The sequence below is a fragment of the Chryseobacterium sp. Marseille-Q3244 genome, assembly GCF_940807095.1.
Lineage (GTDB): Bacteria > Bacteroidota > Bacteroidia > Flavobacteriales > Weeksellaceae > Chryseobacterium.
Window position 1 is genome coordinate 59,884 of sequence record NZ_CALNWX010000018.1, and the last position, 14,235, is coordinate 74,118.

11 protein-coding genes are annotated in these 14,235 nt (G+C 37.6%); 7 read left to right on the forward strand and 4 right to left on the reverse strand.

What is annotated here, in order from left to right; genetic code table 11:
• Nucleotides 1-277: 277 nt before the first annotated feature.
• The 6 genes from NBX25_RS21585 (at nt 278) to NBX25_RS21610 (ending at nt 8,836) form a co-directional block, all read left to right on the forward strand.
• Complete coding sequence (locus tag NBX25_RS21585) at nt 278-1,456, forward strand: autotransporter outer membrane beta-barrel domain-containing protein (protein WP_250255377.1); 1,179 nt, start codon at nt 278-280, stop codon at nt 1,454-1,456.
• Nucleotides 1,457-1,473: 17 nt separating this feature from the next.
• Entirely contained in the window at nt 1,474-6,018 is a 4,545-nt protein-coding gene (locus NBX25_RS21590; protein WP_250255378.1) for an RCC1 domain-containing protein, read from the forward strand.
• Between the two features lie 155 nt (nt 6,019-6,173).
• The gene (locus tag NBX25_RS21595) at nt 6,174-6,584 is read left to right on the forward strand and encodes a 5-fold beta-flower protein (protein ID WP_250255379.1); all 411 of its coding nucleotides are present in this window, start codon (nt 6,174-6,176) and stop codon (nt 6,582-6,584) included.
• A gap of 102 nt (nt 6,585-6,686) precedes the next feature.
• Entirely contained in the window at nt 6,687-7,664 is a 978-nt protein-coding gene (locus tag NBX25_RS21600) for a D-cysteine desulfhydrase family protein (protein WP_250255380.1), read from the forward strand.
• Nucleotides 7,665-7,696: 32 nt separating this feature from the next.
• Complete coding sequence (locus NBX25_RS21605; RefSeq protein WP_250255381.1) at nt 7,697-8,167, forward strand: GNAT family N-acetyltransferase; 471 nt, start codon at nt 7,697-7,699, stop codon at nt 8,165-8,167.
• 24 nt (nt 8,168-8,191) lie between these two features.
• Nucleotides 8,192-8,836 carry a hypothetical protein gene (locus NBX25_RS21610; protein ID WP_250255382.1) on the forward strand — a complete coding sequence of 215 codons (645 nt, stop codon included), beginning with the start codon at nt 8,192-8,194 and terminating at the stop codon, nt 8,834-8,836.
• 40 nt (nt 8,837-8,876) lie between these two features.
• Here the strand turns inward: NBX25_RS21610 and NBX25_RS21615 are convergent, their stop codons facing one another.
• The 4 genes from NBX25_RS21615 to NBX25_RS21630 all read right to left on the reverse strand — a co-directional run bounded on the left by NBX25_RS21615 (nt 8,877) and on the right by NBX25_RS21630 (nt 12,592).
• Entirely contained in the window at nt 8,877-10,376 is a 1,500-nt protein-coding gene (locus tag NBX25_RS21615) for a serine hydrolase domain-containing protein (RefSeq protein ID WP_250255383.1), read from the reverse strand.
• A gap of 328 nt (nt 10,377-10,704) precedes the next feature.
• Nucleotides 10,705-11,190 carry a hypothetical protein gene (locus NBX25_RS21620; RefSeq protein WP_123910948.1) on the reverse strand — a complete coding sequence of 162 codons (486 nt, stop codon included), beginning with the start codon at nt 11,188-11,190 and terminating at the stop codon, nt 10,705-10,707.
• 170 nt (nt 11,191-11,360) lie between these two features.
• The gene (locus tag NBX25_RS21625; protein WP_250255384.1) at nt 11,361-11,849 is read right to left on the reverse strand and encodes a GNAT family N-acetyltransferase; all 489 of its coding nucleotides are present in this window, start codon (nt 11,847-11,849) and stop codon (nt 11,361-11,363) included.
• Between the two features lie 62 nt (nt 11,850-11,911).
• A complete protein-coding gene (locus tag NBX25_RS21630) occupies nt 11,912-12,592 on the reverse strand; it encodes a hypothetical protein (protein WP_250255385.1) in 681 nt (226 codons plus the stop codon).
• 350 nt (nt 12,593-12,942) lie between these two features.
• Here NBX25_RS21630 and NBX25_RS21635 point away from each other — a divergent pair, with 350 nt between their 5' ends.
• Nucleotides 12,943-14,190 carry a hypothetical protein gene (locus NBX25_RS21635; protein WP_123910951.1) on the forward strand — a complete coding sequence of 416 codons (1,248 nt, stop codon included), beginning with the start codon at nt 12,943-12,945 and terminating at the stop codon, nt 14,188-14,190.
• The last annotated feature ends 45 nt before the right edge of the window (nt 14,191-14,235 follow it).

Sequence of the window (14,235 nt, forward strand, 5' to 3'; positions counted from 1 at the left end):
GTTAAAAATCATAACAGTAATATCAGTTTGAGAATCACAAAAGCTTGAAGCAATGTCTGAAAAGTTTGATGTGGTAAGAGTTATGATGTTACCTTATTTAATCAACGAAAATACCTTTAAAATCAATGTTTATTCATTGATTGAAGTTGCTATACTGCAAGCTCTGTGCTTTAAAAAAGAAAACCGAAAGTGACAGTTCTTACGTTTGGCTATCAGAAGGGTTTTGGGAATCAAAGGACCTAAATTTAATATTAAACCAACCAATTTTTATACTATTATGACAAAAAAACTACTCATCATGGCCTTCACAGGCTTATCCGGGACTATGGCTTTTGCAGCCGATCTGTATGTTAGAAATGGCGGAATAGGGGGTGCTTACTCTACCGTAAGTGCAGCTATTACAGCAGCTTCAGACGGAGACCGCATCATCATTCAGCCCAAAACCAATGGGACAGCGTATATAGAAAACCTGACTATTAACAAGTCACTTACTTTTGTTTCGGAAACCAATTATAATAAATATATCATTCAGGGAAATATTACTATCAATCCGGCAGCAGGAAGAGTAGTGACCATCAGCAGTCTGAGTACAGGGGCTTCTGGCAGTTATAATTTAGAAACAAACGGAGGAACATCAGGCGGAAGAACTACTGTTAATCTTTTGAATTGTGATCTGAATAATGTTTTTTCATATCAGATCAATACAACCACCAACGTTTCCGGTAGTACGGTGAAGGGAAACCTGATATTTTCTCACGGAATATGTACCGCCAATAAAACAGGGTTTATCAATATCTATTCTGTGGCACCGGATACCATTCCTGCCGCATCTGATATTGAGGTGTATGGTAATATATCAAACGGTGGGATACAGACTTCACAAATCAATTATAACTTTAAATTCTACAATAATTTCTGTACCGGGTTTAATATTACAAACCTTAAATCAGGAAGCTCTAACGAAATCGTTAACAATACTGTTTACAACCCTAATCCGGGTGATTTGGCCCCGTTTACGATTAACATCAATGGAACAGCGGCTGGAAATATTGCCATTATGAACAATGCTGTTTCTTTTGTAGTGGGTCAAACCAATGTTTGTATTCAAAACGCAAGTAGTAATGTAAATGTGACCGCTAGTTATAATTTATCTACGAACCCTTTTATAACACAAGGGAATATGACTCAAAGCAACAATTCAGGGTCAGTTAATATGAATTTTGATAATACGGCATATACGGTAACTGGTATGAATGTTAATGCAGGAAATTCTGATGTAAAATACACAGATTTAGACCTTACCAGAAACGATGTTGGGCATTATGGCGGTTCTAACAGCTGGGCAAATTACTGGCCTGCAGATAACGGAGGAAAACCTCAGGTGAACTACTTGGTCACTCCAAGAACAGTCAACAATGGTACGTTAACCATCACCGGATCAGGTTTTTCTAAATAATCTTAATCATACAATATATGAATAAATATATCTATAGTATAATCGCTTTGTTTATGGCGACGCTGTGCTGGGCGCAGATGTTCGTGAGCCAGGCCGAGTATTTCTGGGATACCGATCCCGGAAAAGGAAACGGTACTTCCGTATTAGCTACGGATGGAAGTTTCAACAGTGTTTTTGAGCAATTAACCAAAACAGGAATTGCAACACCAGGCATCGGTTTACACAAACTCTCTGTTCGTATCAAAGACAATATGGGAGTTTGGGGGCCTGTTTTTACCAATGTCATTGATGTTCAGCAAAATTCAGTGTCAAACATCCTGGCCATTTCTCAGGCTGAATATTTCTGGGATAATGATCCGGGAAAAGGAAATGGTACTCCGGTATTAGCTACCGATGGTAATTTTAACAGTACTTACGAGCAATTGACCAAAACAGGAATTGCTTTACCATCCGCTGGTTTACACGTATTTAATGTTCGTATCAGAGACAATGCAGGGGTTTGGGGGCCACTTTTTAAAAATGTTATTAATATCGAAGCTTCAACACCTTCAGGTTGCTGGCAGACTCTTAGTACAAAAGGTGACCATTCAGCAGGTATAAAAACAGACGGAACATTATGGACGTGGGGAAGTAACTCCAATGGCCAGCTCGGAGACGGAACAACGATCGATAGAAATGTGGCTATCCAGATAGGCACAGCCAATAATTGGTTGAAAGTAGAAGCCGGATCTGATTATACTGTTGCCATCAAAACAGATGGTACCTTATGGGCGTGGGGTGAAAATAACTATGGCCAATTGGGAGACGGAACTACTATAGACAGATTTATTCCTACTCAGGTTGGAACAGCCAATAACTGGCAAAGTATAGCTGCCGGGCTTTATCATGTATCAGCTGTCAAAACAGATGGAACACTTTGGGGATGGGGATATAATAATGAAGGAGAATTAGGAGACGGAACTTCAATTGCCAAAAAAATCCCAACACAAATTGGAACAGATACAGACTGGACCATGACCTCAGCGGGAAGTTATCATACATTGGCTTTAAAATCAAATGGAACACTATGGGGATGGGGTAATAATTCTGATGGACGAGTAAATGGAACTCCGGGCAATAAGTATTTTCCGGTTCAAATCGGAACGGAGAACAATTGGCAACGTGTTGATGCCGGATATAGCCATTCTGTAGCACTCAAAACCGATGGTACGCTATGGTCATGGGGAAGAAATACTTATGGAGAATTAGGAGATGGAACTTTAGTTTCAAAATCAATCCCAACGCAGGTAGGAACGGCAAACAATTGGTTAAATGCATCCGCAGGAATGCAGTTTACAATGGCCATTAAAACAGATGGTACGCTATGGGCGTGGGGTAACAATTACTATGGAACATTCGGGAACGGTACATCAGGATCTACCTATCTTACATCACCTACAAAAGTAGGGTCGTCTTCAGACAATATGGAAGTTTTTGCAGGAGATACTTCTGTTCTTGTGAAAACTAACGCCGGCTTTTTAAAAGTATGTGGACTCAATAACAAAGGAGGATTAGGTGATGGTACGAATGAACATAAATCTACTTATACTTCTATTAGTTGCCCTTCAAATTGTCTTCCGCCAACACAATTTTCATCAACTAATGTAACTTCTACAACGGCTACTATTAAGTGGGTTGCATCAAATTCAGCACCTAATGGAGGTTATCTGTATCTTTATAGTACCCACACAGTAGTTGGAGGAATACAGGGAGCTACTTCTTCTACAACTGCAGATCTGACAAACTTATTACCAGGTACCAAATATTACTGGTGGGTAGCATCGTATTGTGGATCAAGCCAGGGCAATTGGGTGCCTGGAGGTTCTTTTACCACACCTTCTACCACGGATACAAGTTGTTGGAAAAGTGCCGCTGCCGGATGGTTACATTCATTAGCCATCAAAACAGATGGAACGCTATGGGCTTGGGGATATAATACCTATGGGCAATTTGGAGATGGAACCAATACTAACAATTCTAAACCAACCCCAGTAGGAACAGATAATAATTGGCTGAAAATAGCAGCAGGTTATTACCATTCTGTGGCACTCAAAACAGATGGTACCCTATGGACATGGGGACGTAATGAGGAAGGCCAATTAGGAGACGGAACCAATACTAACAAAAATGCTATAACACAAATAGGAACTGCAACAGACTGGGTAAGTGTTGTAGCCGGTAGTGAGCATACAGTAGCTCTGAAATCAAATGGAACAATTTGGGCTTGGGGTGAAAATAACTATGGACAGTTAGGAGACGGTACAAAGATCAGGAAAAATGTGCCTGTACAGATAGGTACCGCAACAGACTGGGCAAGTATTAACGCGGGACAAAATCATACCCTTGCTCTCAAAACAGATGGAACACTATGGGCTTGGGGATATAATAATAGTGGACAAGTAGGAGACGGTACAAGGTTAGATAAATTAACTCCAATAAAAATAGGAACCGCAACAAATTGGAAAAGTATTGATGGCGGAGGAGACATGTCGATAGGAATCAAAACAGATGGAACACTATGGGCTTGGGGAAGTAATTTCAGAGGAGCTCTGGGAGATGGAACTACAGTGGATACATATACTCCAATACAAATTGGAACAGAAGCAAATTGGAGAAGTGTTGATGCTGGTTTTGGTAATTCTTCTATCGCTCTGAAAACAGATGGTACTCTCTGGACATGGGGAAGTAACAGCAATGGCCAGTTAGGAGATGGAACAGCAACTAATAGAAATATCCCTATACTTATCGGAACTGCTGCTAACTGGCAAAGCATTTCAGCTGGGAGTTCCCACACACTTGTGATTAATACCAACGGGCTTTTAGCAGGAGCTGGTGATAATCAGTTGGGAGAAATAGGAGACGGAACAAGGCTTAAAAGGAGAATATTTACACCGGTAGCTTGTCCTCCGGCTTGTAATCCTCCTGGACAGTTTATGTCTTCTAATATTACATCCAGTTCGGCTACTCTTGGTTGGACAACACCTAGTCCGGCTCCTGGTGGAGGATATTCATATATGTATAGCACAAATTCAGAGTTTGGAGGAATAGAAGGGAAAACTACTTCTACTGCGGGTAATAATGTGACCAATTTATTGCCAAACACCACTTACTATTGGTGGGTAGCATCTAGTTGTGGATATAATCAGACGAATTGGATACCGGCAGGATCCTTTACTACACTTCCTACCAATGAAACAGGTTGTTGGGAAAATGTGAGCTCAGGCGCTTATCATTCATTAGCACTCAGATCAGACGGTACATTATGGGCATGGGGATCTAATAATAATGGCCAGCTAGGTGACGGAACTACCACCTCAAAAAACATTCCTGTACAAATAGGCACTAGTACCTGGCTGAAAATTGCTGCTGGATACAGTCATAATGTTGCCATCAAAGCAGATGGAACAATATGGACATGGGGAAGTAATCAACATGGGCAATTAGGTGATGGAACTACAACTTCAAATAATAATCCAACGCAAATCGGGACAGCTACGGACTGGGTAAACATTGCTGTTGGGTATAATCATACATTCGGAATTAAGTCAGATGGAACATTATGGGGTTGGGGACTTAATGATTATGGATTATTAGGTGATGGGACTACCATCAATAAAAACGTACCTGTGCAAATCGGGACTGCAAATGATTGGAAAATGATCACAGCAGGGTCTGAGCATACTCTTGCCATCAAAACCAATGGAACACTATGGGGTTGGGGAAATACAAATAATGGACGGGTAGGTGAAGGAACTACAACTTCAACAATCATATCAACTCCTATTCAAATAGGAACCGCTGCTGATTGGAAAAATGTGAGTGCTGGTTGGCTTCATTCGTTAGGGATGAAAACAGATGGAACGTTATGGGGCTGGGGAAATAATTCAGACGGGCAATTAGGTGATGGAACCACCATTTCTAAAAGTACTCCAACGCAAATCGGGACTGGAACAAACTGGAAAAATGTGAGCACTAACAATTATAGTTCTTCAGTAGGACTTAAAACAGATGGTACTCTTTGGGCATGGGGTAGAAATACTTACGGGCAATTAGGGGATGGAACTACAGTCCGCAGATTGAATCCAACTCAAATAGGAACAGCTACTGACAGAAAAATTGTTGCCGCAGGAGACTATACCACACTTGTAATCAATACCAATGGATTCTTATCAGGAACCGGTCGTAATGATGACGGAGAAATAGGGGATGGTACCAATATTTCAAAGCCAATTTTTACACCTATTGCTTGTCCTAAAGATGTATTAGCTGTTGTAGAGAATACACCAAAGACAGATCAGCTAAAAGTGTATCCAAATCCGGTAAGTGATATTCTGACGATCTCTTTTGATCAAAAGATTCATTCGGTAACCATTTACAATGCAGCAGGACAGCTGATACTTGCGAAAGCAATTGATGATACTAAAGGAACAATTGATGTTTCCGGATTTGTATCAGGGCTTTATCTGGTGAAAGTAAATGCAGCCAATGGTTTTGTAAAAACAGTAAAAGTTATCAAACGATAAACATTAAATTTTAATGTAATCATTAAGATTTCTTTTTGAAGTCATTCAATATAGCGTCACTTAAAAATAAGTGGCGCTATATTTTTTTTACTAATCAATATTTTTGAATATCTTAAGTGAACCCAAAAATAAGAACCAATTAAAACTTTAAAACCATGAAAAAAACACTATTTATTAGCTTTTTTCTGTTCAGCGTTTCCATGACAATTGCACAAACTATAGAATCTGCAAATCGTAGTACAGCAGGCTATATAAAATCAGATGGCACCATTGAAAATAGTAGCCGATCCACGGTAGGATATATCAAGTCTGACGGAACAATTGAAAATAAAAGCCGCTCAACAATCGGTTACATTAAAAGTGATGGGACTATAGAAAACAGCAGCCGTTCTACAGTAGGTTATGTTAAACAAGACGGTACTGTTGAAAACAGCAGTCGTTCAACGATTGGTTATATTAAAGATGATGGAACAGTGGAAAACAGTAGCCGTAGTACTATTGGCTATGCTAAGGGTATAAAAAAAGAATGGGTGGCAGTAGTGTATTTCTTTTTTAAACTAAATTAATGACCAGCGCTTATAAAAAAGAATCTTTAATTGAGGAAATACTTTTTCAGATACTTTTTCTGTTATGCTTAACTAAAAATAAAAACACCAAAAAATAAAGATATGAACACCAAAAAGATAGACTTGGGCTTTTTTCCAACGCCATTACAAAAGCTGGAAAACTTGTCAAAGATATATTCTGATTACAATATCTACATAAAAAGAGACGACAATACCGGATTGGCATCAGGGGGAAATAAAACCAGGAAATTAGAGTTTTTAATCCAACAGGCATTGGACGAAGGCTGTGATACTGTAATTACTGCGGGAGCACAACAATCTAATCATTGCAGGCAGACAGCGGCGGCATGTGCTAAAATGTGCCTGCAATGTCATCTGCTTCTGGGGGGTGAGAAACCTGATACCTATGATGGAAATCTGCTGTTGTCTTCATTACTTGGAGCATCCATACATTTTACAGGTGAAAACAGGAAAGGAGAAGACATACAACTCTTAAAAGAAAAACTGGAACATCAGGGAAATAAATGTTTTATCATTCCCTATGGTGGTTCAAATTCTACGGGAGCATTAGGATTTGTAAACGCTGTGAAAGAGTTGAAACAGCAGCTTGCTGAAAAAGATATCACCATAGATTATATATTTTTTGCCTCAAGTTCGGGGGGAATGCAGGCCGGGTTAACTGCCGGTAAAGCGCTGTATGATCTGAAAGCAGAACTCATCCCCATTAGTATAGATAAAGACGAAACCAATGGCGTTTCCCTGGAAGAAGTTGTTTTTGGAATTGTTCAGGAATTAACACCAAAGCTTAACATTAACAAAAAGATTGAACCTTCAGAAATTATGCTCAATAGAGATTATGACAGTGCAGGATATGGTGTCTTAACAGCTAATGAAAGATATGCTATTGATGAACTGGCCAAAAATGAAGGCATTCTTTTAGACCCCGTTTATACAGGAAGAGCGTTCTACGGTATGCTGGATTTTTTGAAAAATAAAAAAATACCGGCACATTCTAATGTCTTATTCTGGCATACCGGAGGACTGCCTGCTGTTTTTACATTTGCCAAAGAGTTGACTTAAATGTTGAGGATATAAAGATAAGAACGATCAATATGGAAATAACCTTACAAGAAATAACTGCAGACAATTTTTATGATGTCTGCCTGCTGACCACCAATAAAAGTGGAATCCCTACATTTGATGAGGAATTTTTATGCAGCAATTCAGTATCTATTGCTGAATCCAAATATTATCCGCTATTGAATCCACAGGCTATATACAGTGATAAAATACTGATCGGTTTTATCATGTCTGGGCCTTATTGTAAGGATAATGGAAACTTTTGGGTGCTGAGATATATGATCGATCATCAATATCAAGGTAAGGGGTACGGAAAAAAAGCATTCCACACTTTTATAGAACAGATAAAAAGAAGGGGAAATATAGAGCAGATTCACATTGGGCTTGACCCCGACAACATCCGTGCAGTATCTCTTTATACTTCGGTAGGTTTCGAATTTACAGGAGAACGAAAAGATGGTGAGGATGTATATATTCTGAAACTTATCCAGAATGCACCATAAAATGTAATCAAATGATTCATAGAAATGAATAACAAACTCCATGAACTCCTTTATTATTACAACGAGGAAGGATACGAAGGATATGACTTAAGTGAAGTACAGCTTCTTGAAAAAAAGGATGTTGACAGGATAGAAAAATTGAAATTGCTTCTTCACGATGACAATCAGTATATTGTATATCAGGCCATGCTTATTTTACTCGCATGGTCCATACCGGAAGGGTTTGAAATGCTTGACCGGTTCATCCATGAAAAATGGGATGAAAAAGAAAATTTTGAACCCCATAGACTTTATAATGAAGACAATGTATACGATGTAATTACCAATGCATTGTATATTGCAACATTCAATGGAAAAAGCGACCAGGAATTATATCCTTACATCAGGCAGTTTTTAAATAGCTATGGAGATAAGTTCTTTGAGTCCAATCTAAAGGATTTTCTGTTAAAGAAAAACTGCAGCTTCCTTTTAAAAGAAATAGAACAGGCCATACAAAGTGCCTTACAATATAAAAGGTACTATCAGGCCAGTCAGTTGTTTCCGGTTATGGTTCATTATGACAAAAATGCATTTAATAAATATGTGGATATTTTTGGCTCTTTACTAAGCCAGGATAATAGAATCATATACAATATGGAAGAAGCAGAAAAAATACAGCAGAAGAATTAAATGCTATCTTTCTTCATTTTTGATTGAGGTGTAGAGGGTTTTATTTTTTGATTGATAAGTTTCCGATTTTCAGAAGCATTTCTTTGGCATTGGTATTTTCAGGGTTTAATTCAATGGATTTCTGATACATTGTAACACCATCTTCCTTTTTACCACATTGTAGCAATGCTTCTCCATAACTGTCATACACATTCCAACTCATCGGAAATAATAAAGTGGCTGAATGAAAGGTCTTCAAGGCATGATCACAGTGTTGAAGTCTGAGAAACTGGTATCCCAATCTGTTAAAATCACTTTCAGATGCTTCATAACTGTGTGGATTTTTCAAATATTCCTGAATCAGCTGATCTGCTTTTTCTTTGTTTTCATTGTCAAGTAAACTTCCATAGATTCTTGAAAGATTTTGCATAGGAATGGCAGAAGGCTTGTGATTCATTATATTTAAAACGGCTTTCGATATAGCAAAAACAGGAGCGTTGCCTGTATTGGAAAGAAGGATGACGGTTTGGTTTTTAGTGATGTTATGAAGTAAGATACTGGTGAGTCCATTGATCGATCCGTCATGAAAAACTATTTTTCCATCAGTTTCATCCGTATACATTGCCCATCCTAAGCCATAGCTGACTTCTTTTCCGTCTATCATAAACGTTACTTTTTTTCCGTCATTCAGTGTAGTTGGAGTTAAAGCTTCCTGCAGTTCTTTCTTTCCTATTATTTGATGAGTAAACAGTGCATTTTCATATTTTTTAAGATCTGATGCGGTACTTACAATCCCTCCGTTTCCGTAAAAATTGCTTTTTTCCTGTATTAGAAAAGGATCTTTTAGGGTATTGACATTCACAAGACGGGTTGAATATAAATTAGGATAAGTGTATCGTTCTACCTGATTTTGACTTTTAATTTTCCTGTTAACGGGTACCAATGAATTTTTCATTTTGGCAGGTTTAAAAATATTTTCATCCAGATACCGGGTATAGCTCATTCCGGAAACCTTCTCTATAATCATTGCTGCTATACAAAAGTTAATATTGTTGTATTCCCATTTGCTTCCCGGTAGAAATGAAAGGGGAGTTTTGAAGCGAAGGAATGTTGGAATAATATCTTGATTAGAAATTAATTTTTCCGGGTTTTCTTCGATAACCGTATCAAATAAATGATACTCTTGTGCTAGTCCTGATGTATTATTGAGCAGATGTCTGATGCTGACATTAGAATAGGGAAAATCCGGCAGATATTTTTGAACAGGGTCTTCCATCTTAAGTTTTCCTTTCTGTTGAAGCTGTAAAACAGCTGTTGAGGTAAACGTTTTTGTGATTGAAGCAATAGGAAATTGAGACATCTCATCCATCTTTTCTTTCTGTTCCATATTGGAAAATCCGTACTGATTAGAAAAAACAGCTTCTCCGGATTTGGAGGCTACAGCACTTCCATTGAAAATTTTTTTCTCATAAAGTGTTGAAAATAATTCTTTCAATTCTTGTCCGGAAAAATTGTTGATAAAGAAGACAGTTGTCCATAAGAATAGCAATTTGTTTTTCATTTTGTTTTCATTTTTTGCAGGCAAAGGCTGATTAATTGTCAAAAGCTTTTATTGTATTGCTTAGGCTATTAGTAAAACACCTGAGAGAAAGATAGTATTACATTGGAATATGAAATTTTAGGATGCTCTTAGCCTCATTTCTTTCATTTGATTAAAATAAAATCTCCAAAGCCAGGAAACTTTGGAGAATAAATGAACTAACTTGATATGATTATCTTTACATATCTTTTAAAAGATTTATCTGTATAGGCTTACTTGATGAAGACGATTTCGTTTTACGGAATTCTTATTTCTTCAGCCTTAATTAATCTACAGCAGATTAACTATTTTATTTTTGTTTCAATGAAAAGTTATCCATATAAACTGCCTGATGAATGCCGTTCAGTAAAACCTTCAGTCCTAAATGGGTATCTTTTTTAATAGAAATAGTGTAGGTTTTTTTATCTCCTGTGATTTTGGAAGGTTTAGCTATTGAAACATATGATTTTGCATCGGAAGTATTGTTCACTGAGAAAATCTCCAATGTAGTTTCCCCTCCGTTATCTGAAATATCAAGGCTAAGAGTATAGTTTCCTGCTTTAATTTTCGGAGTTACTAAAAACATATTTTCTCCAGGACTGTTCATTGAGTAAAATATAATTTTTTTGTCACTCGCATACAGCATTGCCTTTCCTCCCGGCTGGGCAGTCCAGCATTTATCAATATCTTTCCATGTATCAAAGTTTTCGTTGATGGCAGATTCTGTTTTACATTGTGCTTTTACCGTTAGAAGCCCTCCCATAGTTATTAGCCCTGCTAATACGATTCTTTTCATATGTTATTTTTATTTATTTTATGTAAAAATAAGCAAAAAAGATTACCCCTGAAATATCCAGCCAATAGAGTTCAGGAGAATTTTATAAAACAAAGAGGAAAAGAGAAGATGCAGGCTGAAAGTGGTTTCCAGCTATAGAATTATAAGGTTCATGTTTTGAGCTTTTTGAATTAAGCATCAAGCCTGTAAATAAACTCTTCAATCTCCATCTGTCTTGCATTGGCAAAACCTTTATCTGTACCGATTCTCAGAAAGCCACAATTTTCCAGTACCTTCTGCGAACCAAAATTGTCAAAGGCAACCCGTCCAAAAATAGGTCTGGTCGGTTCAAGGGTAAGAAACTCTTTTAACGCTTTTGTGGCAACACCTTTCCCCCAGAACTCCTTATCAATCCAATAAGTGATTTCTGTATTGCCTTCCATAATAAACTTTGCAATACTTCCTGCGATAACAGTACCTACTATAATGGTCTGGTTATTGACAGTCGGATCATTCAGTAATCGGGTGTATTTAACCAAATATGCATCCTTATTGGCAGCATCTTTTGAAGTAAATGCTGCCAGGTGATTGGCTTCAGCATCAAGCTGAAATTGAAAAAGAGTGCCTAGATCATCGACTGTTGTAGGTCTGAGTTCTATTTTATAGTTACGATCTTTCATTTTGAGTGATTAGTTAGTGGGTATTCAAATATAATACTTGTTTACACAGCATTTTATTCAGATTAATAATATTCAAATTCTCTTTCTATTTTTTGTTGAACTGTTCCATATCCATCTGTTAGCTCTATATAAACAGGATTAGATTTCGCGTCCAGCTTTACATTTTTAGAAGTAAGCTTAGATTTTTTATGATTGGTTACATCTTCAATAAGCATTTCATGCTCTGCACCATTGATATACGTATAAAAAATGATGTTATTAATTGGAGTACCATAAAAGATTCCCGTTTCTCCCGTTTTTATAAGGCGGTTATTCTTGTCAAAATAAAGCAACTTATTAAGCGACATCTTATGATCAACAGTATTTGAAATTCTCCGATACACAGAATCGGATATTTTTTCAAAATAGCCATTGCTTTCTACCTTTTTATTTTTAGAATTAACGGTTTCGAAATAACGTTTGGTCTTATCTTTTGAATTATAGGTAATAATTTGATCTATGAATCTTTCATTGGGAGATTCACTCTGGGTTGCATTATAGTATTCTATCTTTGTCAGAAAACCTTCTTTGTCAAAATAAGAAATACTTTTATTCGTATTCTGAGTTGAAAACGTGATGAACTCTGTGACCTTTTTGGGATGTCCTGAATAGTTAGAAAATTGCAGATCATTAATGACTGATTTCTCCTGGCAGCTTACAAAAGTATATAGTACAATAAACAGGTAACTAAGGGTTGTTTTCATAAGGTAGGATTACAGTGTTCTGAAGTTTTCACTAATACTCAAATATACATAACCCGGTTCAATATTAATAAATAGATTAAGATTTTGTTCTTTTCGATATTTTCATGTGTTTTTTATTGGGTTGTTTGAAATGAAATGTATGATTGAGCTTAAGAGCCACATTGAGATACGAGCCATAGACTTCCATCATCATAGAAAGCTATGATTGCACGTAGTGTTTACCGGAAATGTAGAAAACATAAATGTAATACACATTTAATGCAGAGGTAATTTCCATGAAAACAGATTCCGGTAGTTTCGTGAGCGATTTACAAATTATAAATACGTATTACCCTTTATTACCTATAATTATGATTCAAAAACAATTCTTTGGATGGATGTTTATGCTTGCTGTAACAGGCATCGGATGTCAGAATAATCAATTAACTTCAGCAGCAATGGAGGAGGAGCTTCCATCGAAAGCCAGTACCAGCAGAGTAGATGCAGAGGTGAGTGTTAATCCTTATGTAGATACCAGTACTTATATCAATTCAGGCTTTAGCTTTTTAAATCCGGCCCAGGTTAATAAAAATCGTCAGGCTATTGGTGGAAATGCATACACCGAAGTCTATGGATTCAATATCCCGGAAGAAAACAGGGTAAGGGGAATCCGCTGGAACACTGATGATGAAACTACTTCTATTTGGAGACCACAGGGAATTGCCGGATTTACCAAAGATGGTGTTCGCTATCTGTTGGTGAGCTGGTATGCAAAAGATGACGCCGAATATAAAGGGTCCCGCATTACGCTGATCGACATCAGCCCAAGTTCAAGCACCTATCTCACCTACCGGCATATCCTTCTGGTACAGCCTGATATCCCAACCAATACCACTACCTATACCCAATACGGCTCTTACGCCCCATTGAAAGTACATGCTGGTGGCATAGCCTATTTCAAAGGGAAAATATATCTCAGCAGTACCAATCTGGGGGTTCGGATATTTGATCTGAATAAAATTATTGAAGTAAGTACCGGAGATACGACCAATGAGAAATGTGGTAAAGATGCCAACGGAAATTTATTCGCTTTCAACTATCGGTATATATTACCTCAGACCGGGTATCAGAAGATTAATAATGCCAGTCCTTTCTCCACCATACAGGTGAATGATGAAGGAACTCAGCTTTGGACAGGACAATATTATGCAGGCAGTGCGGATGCTTCTATTGTTCCTAAAGTCTTTGGTTTTCCTGTTGATGCCAATGGAACCATCCAAAACTCAGGGATTGTGAGTGTCGCTCCTAAAAACAGTCTTTTTACAGATAACCATGCCCATGGTATCCAGGGCGTATTCCGAAAAGGAAACAAAACATGGCTTTCCTGTACCGGATCTCCAAGCAATTCCTACGGTTCCAATGCCAGACTGGCAAGATATACCGACGGAGCAGATGATACGGTACGTTATAGATGGCCCTACGGAGCAGAGTCTCTTTATTATGAATCTCAATACAACTATCTATGGAGCCTTACGGAATATGAACCCAATGCCGGAGCGCAGAATGGCAACCAGGTCAACCGTTGTATTTTTGCGGTAGATTTTTCTAAGTATGAATAAGGGAAAATATCTAGCATAGATTGAAAATAAAAGCATCATTACAAC

Coding starts and splice junctions, on each gene's coding strand:
- NBX25_RS21635 (WP_123910951.1), top strand. CDS start 12,943: ATGATTCAAAAACAATTCTTTGGATGGATGTTTATGCTTGCTGTAACA.
- NBX25_RS21620 (WP_123910948.1), bottom strand. CDS start 11,190: ATGAAAAGAATCGTATTAGCAGGGCTAATAACTATGGGAGGGCTTCTA.
- NBX25_RS21630 (WP_250255385.1), bottom strand. CDS start 12,592: ATGAAAACAACCCTTAGTTACCTGTTTATTGTACTATATACTTTTGTA.
- NBX25_RS21585 (WP_250255377.1), top strand. CDS start 278: ATGACAAAAAAACTACTCATCATGGCCTTCACAGGCTTATCCGGGACT.
- NBX25_RS21625 (WP_250255384.1), bottom strand. CDS start 11,849: ATGAAAGATCGTAACTATAAAATAGAACTCAGACCTACAACAGTCGAT.
- NBX25_RS21590 (WP_250255378.1), top strand. CDS start 1,474: ATGAATAAATATATCTATAGTATAATCGCTTTGTTTATGGCGACGCTG.
- NBX25_RS21600 (WP_250255380.1), top strand. CDS start 6,687: ATGAACACCAAAAAGATAGACTTGGGCTTTTTTCCAACGCCATTACAA.
- NBX25_RS21605 (WP_250255381.1), top strand. CDS start 7,697: ATGGAAATAACCTTACAAGAAATAACTGCAGACAATTTTTATGATGTC.
- NBX25_RS21610 (WP_250255382.1), top strand. CDS start 8,192: ATGAATAACAAACTCCATGAACTCCTTTATTATTACAACGAGGAAGGA.
- NBX25_RS21595 (WP_250255379.1), top strand. CDS start 6,174: ATGAAAAAAACACTATTTATTAGCTTTTTTCTGTTCAGCGTTTCCATG.
- NBX25_RS21615 (WP_250255383.1), bottom strand. CDS start 10,376: ATGAAAAACAAATTGCTATTCTTATGGACAACTGTCTTCTTTATCAAC.